At 73.0% G+C, this 6,845-nt stretch carries 7 protein-coding genes and 1 pseudogene; 3 read left to right on the forward strand and 5 right to left on the reverse strand.

The window, feature by feature from the left end; all coding sequences use genetic code 11:
- On the reverse strand, window positions 1–1,073 hold a 1,073-nt coding region (locus BZL64_RS30760; protein ID WP_107430373.1), incomplete at its 3' end, for a cytochrome P450.
- A 115-nt stretch (window positions 1,074–1,188) separates the two neighbouring features.
- Between BZL64_RS30760 and BZL64_RS30765 the strand changes: the two genes are divergently transcribed.
- Window positions 1,189–2,652 carry an aminotransferase class I/II-fold pyridoxal phosphate-dependent enzyme gene (locus BZL64_RS30765; RefSeq protein WP_086772423.1) on the forward strand — a complete coding sequence of 488 codons (1,464 nt, stop codon included), beginning with the start codon at window positions 1,189–1,191 and terminating at the stop codon, window positions 2,650–2,652.
- Between the two features lie 97 nt (window positions 2,653–2,749).
- Here the strand turns inward: BZL64_RS30765 and BZL64_RS30770 are convergent, their stop codons facing one another.
- From BZL64_RS30770 to BZL64_RS30780, 3 genes are all read right to left on the reverse strand, one after another.
- Window positions 2,750–2,950: a hypothetical protein gene (locus BZL64_RS30770; protein ID WP_167396219.1), complete on the reverse strand. Its 201-nt coding sequence runs from the start codon at window positions 2,948–2,950 to the stop codon at window positions 2,750–2,752.
- A 56-nt stretch (window positions 2,951–3,006) separates the two neighbouring features.
- Window positions 3,007–3,288: a DUF3040 domain-containing protein gene (locus tag BZL64_RS30775; RefSeq protein WP_086772425.1), complete on the reverse strand. Its 282-nt coding sequence runs from the start codon at window positions 3,286–3,288 to the stop codon at window positions 3,007–3,009.
- A gap of 96 nt (window positions 3,289–3,384) precedes the next feature.
- Window positions 3,385–3,756: a DUF805 domain-containing protein gene (locus tag BZL64_RS30780; protein WP_086772426.1), complete on the reverse strand. Its 372-nt coding sequence runs from the start codon at window positions 3,754–3,756 to the stop codon at window positions 3,385–3,387.
- A gap of 133 nt (window positions 3,757–3,889) precedes the next feature.
- Here BZL64_RS30780 and BZL64_RS30785 point away from each other — a divergent pair, with 133 nt between their 5' ends.
- Complete coding sequence (locus tag BZL64_RS30785; RefSeq protein ID WP_086772427.1) at window positions 3,890–4,846, forward strand: GlxA family transcriptional regulator; 957 nt, start codon at window positions 3,890–3,892, stop codon at window positions 4,844–4,846.
- Between the two features lie 130 nt (window positions 4,847–4,976).
- Window positions 4,977–5,981 (forward strand): type I glyceraldehyde-3-phosphate dehydrogenase, encoded by a 1,005-nt coding sequence (gap, locus tag BZL64_RS30790; protein WP_086772428.1) that lies wholly within the window; start codon window positions 4,977–4,979, stop codon window positions 5,979–5,981.
- A gap of 63 nt (window positions 5,982–6,044) precedes the next feature.
- Here the strand turns inward: gap and BZL64_RS30795 are convergent.
- A pseudogene (locus BZL64_RS30795) lies at window positions 6,045–6,845 on the reverse strand (hypothetical protein); the annotation flags it as partial.

Raw genomic sequence — 6,845 nt, forward strand, 5'->3', positions numbered from 1 at the left:
CGCTTCCTGGACCGGCCGCCCTGCGGGATCAGTTCGTCGCGTTCGGGCGGCCGGTCCAGGAAGCGTCCCGGTTCGAAGGTGTACGGGTCGGCCCAGAGGCCGGGGTCGTGGTTCTGCCCGTACAGGTCGAGCAGGATCAGCGTGCCCGAGGGGATCGGTTCCCCCTGCCACTCCAGGTCGGTGACGGCCCGGCCGCCGAGGAAGGGCGCGAAGGGGTAGAAGCGCCGCAGCTCGTGGGCGAAGGCGACGGCGTACGCGGCGTCGTCCTCGCGCAGCCGTTCCCGCAGGCCGCCGGGACCGCGGTGCAGTGCGTGCGCGGCGTAGGCGACGAACCAGCACACCGCGACGGTGGGGCGGACGATGTTCAGCAGTTCGACGGCGGCCGTGTGCGGGTCGAGCAGCCGGCCGTCGGCGTCCCGGTGCCGGACCACCCCGTCCAGCGCCGACCCGGCCGGAGCGTCGGTCTCCCCGTCCCGTACCTCCTCGACCAGACGGCCCAGCCAGGCCTCGCTGCGGGCACGGGCGCGGCGGGCCCGCCAGTGGCGTGGACCGGGCGTGGCGAAACCGTCGACCATGGCGACCATGTCGCGCGCCACCCGGTCGACGTCGTCGAGGGGGAGGCCGGCCCAGCGGCACACGCCTCGGGTGAGGACGCGGCTCACCTCGTCGAACAGGACGACCGACGGACGGGCGGGCCACGACGGCACGGCCTCGTCCCACGCCTTGGAGACCTGTTCCACCACGCCGGCGACGGCCTGCGGCCCGGTGAGCAGGGAGAGGAACATGTGCTTGCGCGTGCGGTGGGCCTGCCCGTCCAGGGTGTGCACGGCGCCGTGACCGAACAGGGTGCTCAGTACCGGCCCGGGAAGCGCCGTCTCACGCTCCACGTGCCGTTCGTCGTAGAAGAAGCGCACCGCCTCCGGCCCGTGCAGGGCCACGGCGTGCTGTCCCATCAGCCGGGCGCGTACGACAGGGCTCGCACTGCGGCGCCGGCGGTCGGGCAGCCAGCCGTACCCCTTGGCGAGCAGGGCGAGCGAGCTGTCGGCGAGTGGGGGGCGACGACTCTGATTCATGGCTCCGCGAGTGCCCCCACGGTCCCGGCCGAAAACGCGGAGCGGCCGGGTGACGACGCAGGGTTCTCCCGCCGGGTGACCGGGGTACTCGTCCGGCTCTCACCAGGGAGGAACGATGGATCACTCACGGGTTCCCGTGCTGGAGGCGCTGCAGGAGTTCAGGCGTCGCGGAGACGTGGCGTACGGCCCGCCCGGACACAAGCAGGGCCGCGGTGTGGATCCGCGGGTCGCGGAGGTCGTCGGGCTCGACGTGTTCCGCTCGGACGTCCTGTCGCTCAACGGCCTGGACGACCGCCGCCAGTCCCACGGCGTGCTCGGCCGGGCCCAGGAACTCATGGCGGACGCGGTCGGTGCCGAGCAGGCGTTCTTCTCCACCTGCGGCAGTTCCCTCTCGGTCAAGACCGCCATGCTCGCCGTCGCCGGCCCCGGCGAGAAACTGCTGCTGTCGCGCAACGCGCACAAGTCCGTGATCGCGGCCGTCGTCGTCAACGGTGTCGAACCCATCTGGGTCCACCCGAAGTTCGACGGGGAGCGGCACCTCGCGCACCCGCCGGAGCCGGACGACGTACGCCGTCGTCTCCAGGAGCACCCGGACGCCAAGGGCATGCTGCTGATCACCCCCACCGACTGGGGCACCTGCGCGGACATCCAGGGCGTGGCCCGCGTGTGCCACGAGTTCGACGTCCCGCTCATCGTCGACGAGGCGTGGGGCGCCCACCTGCCGTTCCACCCGGGTCTGCCGCCCTGGGGCATGGACGCGGAGGCCGACCTGGTCGTCACCAGCGTCCACAAGATGGGCGGAGCCATCGAACAGAGTTCCGTCTTCCATCTCCAGTACGACCGGGTGTCGCCCGAGGTGCTCAAACAGCGGGAGGACCTGCTCGGCACCACCAGCGCCTCCTCCCTGGTGTACGCGACGCTCGACGGCTGGCGACGCCAGATGGTCGAGCACGGGCACGAACTCCTGGACGCCGCGCTCCGGCGGGCCGAACGGATCCGGGTCGCCGCCGGTGAGCTGCCGGGGCTGCGGCCGATGGGACAGGAGGTCGTCGAGGAAGGGCTCGCCGCCTCCTTCGACCCCCTGAAACTCGTGATCGACGTGCGGGAACTCGGCATCAGCGGCATGCAGGCCGCCGAATGGCTGCGCGACCGGCGCCATGTGGACGTCGGCGGCTCCGACAGCTGCCGCATCAGTGCCTCGATCACCCACGCCGACGACGACGAGACCGAGAAGATCCTGCTCGACGCCCTGCGTGCCCTCGCCGAGTCCGCCGACTCCATCGAACGGCAGCCGCCGGTCCGCCTGCCGGAGCCCTCCGCCCTGGAGCTGGAACAGGCCATGCTCCCGCGTGAGGCGTTCTTCGCCGAGGCGGACCACGTGCCGGCCGAACGCGCGGCGGGGCGGATCGCCGCCGAGACGATCAGCCCGTACCCGCCGGGCGTGCCGGCGGTCGCTCCCGGCGAGGTCATCACCGACGAGATCGTCGACTACCTCCGCAGCGGCGTCGACCACGGCGTCCTCCTCCCGGACGCGGCCGACCCCTCCCTCGGGACGCTGCGGGTGGTGCGGCGACCCTGAGCATCCTGGGAGCACGAGTGCCGAGCGCGCAACGACCCCGCAGGTCGGCCGGCCTGCGGGGTCGTGCGCGCTCGGGGTCGGGCGGCGTCGGGCGGTGTCAGTCGGCGTTCTCCGGGCGCTCGCCCTTCGGGCCCCGGCCGCGTTCGGTGCGCGGGCCCCGGCTGCGCCGGTCCTCGCCCTCCTGAAGCTCCTCGTTGGCCGCCCGGTTGGCGTCCTGGTCGCTCACTCCGGAACTCTCGGCGTCCTTGCGGAGCCGTGTTCGCCGGGTGTCGTACTTCTTGCTGCCGGGCTCGGGCACGACGATCACCTCCTGCCGACCGGTCCCCGAGGCGCCGTCAGGGCAAACGCGGTGGGTCAGCCCTTCGTCCAGCGGCACAGCAGCCGGAACACCGTGCAGAGGGTCACCGGCCACACGGCGGCGAACGCCCAGATCACGCCCGGTTCGGAGGTGACGATGCCGGTCACCATCAGCGTGACGGACACGGCCAGCAACGAGGCGGCCGTCCGCACACGGGGGCGGGGTGGCGGCGGGACGAAGGTCCGCAGCCGCCGGTCGAGCCGACGGTCCCGGCTCAGCGCGCGTTCGATCTCCGCCAGGACGCGCCGCTCCTGATCGGAAAGTCGGCTGGTGGCCACCTTCGTCTCCTCCCGCGACGACCGGCCGGACGCTCTGGCGAGTGCCCCGCGGGGCCCCGAGCTAACGGCGGGGCCGGGCCGCTCGGCGGCGACCGGTCAGTGCGGGACCGCGTCGGTGAGGAACGGGGTCTCCTTCGGGTTCGGGCCGTACTTGTTCTGGCCGGGAGTGGGTTCGCCGGCGGTGAAGATCAGCATGGCGATGAAGCCGGCACAGGGGATGGCGCCGACCAGGACCCACCAGCCGGAGCGGTCGGTGTCGTGCAGGCGACGGACCGTGACGGCCAGGCTGGGGAGGAAGGTCGCGAACAGGTACGTCAGCGTGGGCCACTCGCTGCCGACGCGGTCGTCGGCGAAGGCCAGCGCCAGGTAGATGACCGAACTCACCAGTGTGAACATCCAGTACTCCTTACGGCGGGCGCGGCCGCCGAACACGGCGTACCGTCCGAGCACCTGGAAGTACCAGCTCATCGCATCCCCCGGAGGTCGTTCTGACGGTCGTGAGTGATCACGAACGCGCAGAACTTATGCAGGTGGACGTGTACCCGTCAATCGGGTTACCGGTGGGAAGGCCGCGTGATCGTCGCCGGGTAACCTGGCAACCGTGCAGGCCCCCCGTCTCCGTCGTGTCGCCGTCCTCGTCCTGGAAGGGGCGAAACCGCTGGACGTGGGCATCCCCGCGCAGGTGTTCACGACCCGCGCGAGCATGCCGTACGAGGTACGCGTCTGCGGTGCGGCACCCGGACTGGTGACCGGCGGCGACGGGCTGTCGTACCACGTCGCGGACGGGCTCGACGCCCTCGAACGGGCCGACATCGTCTTCATCCCCGGCTACCGGTTCCCCGACCGCGACGACCCGCCCCGCGCGGTCGTCGACGCGCTGATCGCCGCCCACGGCCACGGCGCCCGGCTCGCCGCCATCTCCACCGGCGCCTTCGCCCTCGCCGCCACCGGCCTCCTCGACGGCAGGCGAGCCACGACGCACTGGCACTACACCCGCGCCCTGGCCGCCCGGCACCCGCTGGTACGGGTCGACGAGAACGTCCTGTTCGTCGACGAGGGCAGCGTGCTGACCTCGGCCGGCGCCGCCTCCGGCATCGACCTGTGCCTGCACATCCTGCGCGGCGACCTCGGCGTGGCCGCGTCCAACCACACGGCCCGGCGCCTCGTCGCGGCCCCCTACCGCAGCGGCGGCCAGGCGCAGTACGTGCCGCGCAGCGTGCCCGAGCCGCTCGGCGAGCGGTTCGCCGCCACCCGCGAGTGGGCGCTGCGCCGCCTCGGCGCCTCCCTCACCCTCACGGTGCTCGCCCGGCACGCGGCGGTGTCGCCCCGTACCTTCTCGCGGCGTTTCGTCGAGGACACGGGGTACACGCCCATGCAGTGGGTGATGCGCGCCCGTATCGACGCGGCCCGGGAACTGCTCGAACGCTCCGAGCGGAGCGTCGAGCAGATCGCCGCCGATGTCGGCCTGGGCACCGGCGCCAATCTGCGGACGCACTTCCAGCGCATCCTCGGCACCACGCCGAGCGAGTACCGGCGCACCTTCACCCAGGGCGAATAGCCCGGACCGGCCCGTCGACCGAGCGCATCCCCCCGCGTGGCGCGATCCTTTCGAACCGTGGCGATCTCGCCGCTGTCCCGGCCACGGGCGGCACGCGAACCTGGGGAAGCGAATGGAAGGGACACCACACATGACTCGCATCGCCATCAACGGATTCGGCCGCATCGGACGCAACGTGCTGCGCGCGCTGCTGGAGCGCGACACCGACCTCGAGGTCGTCGCCGTCAACGACCTCACCGAGCCCGCCACCCTCGCCCGGCTGCTCGCCTTCGACTCGACGTCCGGCCGCCTCGGCCGCCCGGTGAGCGCCGACGGCGACACCCTCGTCGTCGACGGCCGCCGCATCAAGGTCCTCGCCGAGCGCGAGCCGGCGCAGCTGCCCTGGGCCGAACTCGGCGTCGACATCGTCCTGGAGGCGACCGGCCGCTTCACCTCGGCGAAGGCCGCGCGCGCCCACCTCGACGCGGGCGCGAGGAAGGTGCTCGTCAGCGCGCCGTCGGACGGCGCGGACGTCACCCTCGCGTTCGGCGTCAACACCGACGCGTACGACGCGGAGCTGCACACGATCGTCTCGAACGCCTCCTGCACGACCAACGCGCTCGCACCGCTGGCCGCGGTCCTCGACGACCTCGCGGGCATCGAGCACGGCTTCATGACCACCGTGCACGCGTACACCCAGGAGCAGAACCTCCAGGACGGCCCGCACCGCGACCCGCGCCGCGCCCGCGCCGCCGGCGTCAACATCGTGCCGACCACCACGGGCGCCGCCAAGGCGATCGGGCAGGTACTGCCGAACCTCGAGGGCAAGCTCTCGGGCGACTCGATCCGCGTGCCCGTCCCGGTCGGTTCGATCGTCGAGCTCAACACGACCGTGGCGCGCGACGTGACCCTCGACGACGTGCTGGCCGCCTACCGGGCCGCCGCCGAGGGCCCCCTCGCGGGCGTCCTGGAGTACTCCGAGGACGCGCTCGTGTCGGCCGACATCGTGGGCAACCCGGCCTCGTCGATCTTCGACTCGGCCCTCACCCGCGTCGACGGCCGGCATGTCAAGGTGGTCGCCTGGTACGACAACGAGTGGGGCTTCTCCAACCGGGTGATCGACACCCTCGGTCTGCTCGCCGCCACCACCGGCTGACCGACGCCGTACCTTCCCCCTCGCCCTCGTCGGCGTGTCCTGGCCCGCGTCACCGGCCTGCCCTCACCAGCCCGTCCTGAGCAGGTGGTTGAGCAGCAGGGCCAGGACCGCCTGCGCGGCCAGCCAGGCGCGCGGGCGGGACAGGAACGCGCAGGCCGGGAGCAGCCACATCGCGAACGGCAGCCAGATGCGTTCCGTCTCCGCCTTGCTCATGCCGGACAGGTCGGCGACCAGCAGGGCCAGCAGTGCGGCGGCCGTGAGCAGGACGAGCCGGGCCTCGGCGGCGGGACGGTCCGGGCCGCCGGGGGCGGTCAGCGCCGCACCGGGGTGCCGCAGCAGCACCGCGCCGGCCCGTCTCAGGCCCGCGACCGACGCCGGGCCGATGATGAGGACGGTGCAGGCGAGGTTGGCCCACACCCAGTAGCCGTAGGGGCGGACCCCGCCCGCGCCCTGGTGGTAGCGCGTGACGAGCAGGCGGTACGCCTCCCACCAGTCGAACCCGGCCACGGTGAACACCGTCGGCACCACCGCGAGCCCGGCCAGCAGCGGCAGAAGCAGCACAACCCCTCGCTCCCGGACGTGCCGGCGGCCGAGCAGCAGCACCGCCCCGCCGAGGACGGCGAACAGGGTGAGCCCGTAGGAGAGATAGCAGGTCAGGCCGAACAGCAGGCCGGAGCCCGCCGCCCACCCGAGCGAGCGGCGGACCGAGCGGCCGGTGACGGCGAGGGCCAGCAGCGTCACGGACCAGGCGGCGACGGCCGCGAAGTACGCGTCGGCCGACGTGCCCATCCACACCGCCGCCGGGGCGAGCACCAGGAACGGTGCGGCCCGCCGCGCGAGCCCCTCGCCGGCCAGGGCCCGCAC

The organism is Streptomyces bobili (assembly GCF_002154575.1).
GTDB classification, from domain to species: domain Bacteria; phylum Actinomycetota; class Actinomycetes; order Streptomycetales; family Streptomycetaceae; genus Streptomyces; species Streptomyces bobili.

Bases quoted from the DNA above. Each gene is read 5' to 3' on its own strand.
- BZL64_RS30765 (WP_086772423.1), top strand. From the start codon at position 1,189: ATGGATCACTCACGGGTTCCCGTGCTGGAGGCGCTGCAGGAGTTCAGG.
- BZL64_RS30780 (WP_086772426.1), bottom strand. From the start codon at position 3,756: ATGAGCTGGTACTTCCAGGTGCTCGGACGGTACGCCGTGTTCGGCGGC.
- gap (WP_086772428.1), top strand. From the start codon at position 4,977: ATGACTCGCATCGCCATCAACGGATTCGGCCGCATCGGACGCAACGTG.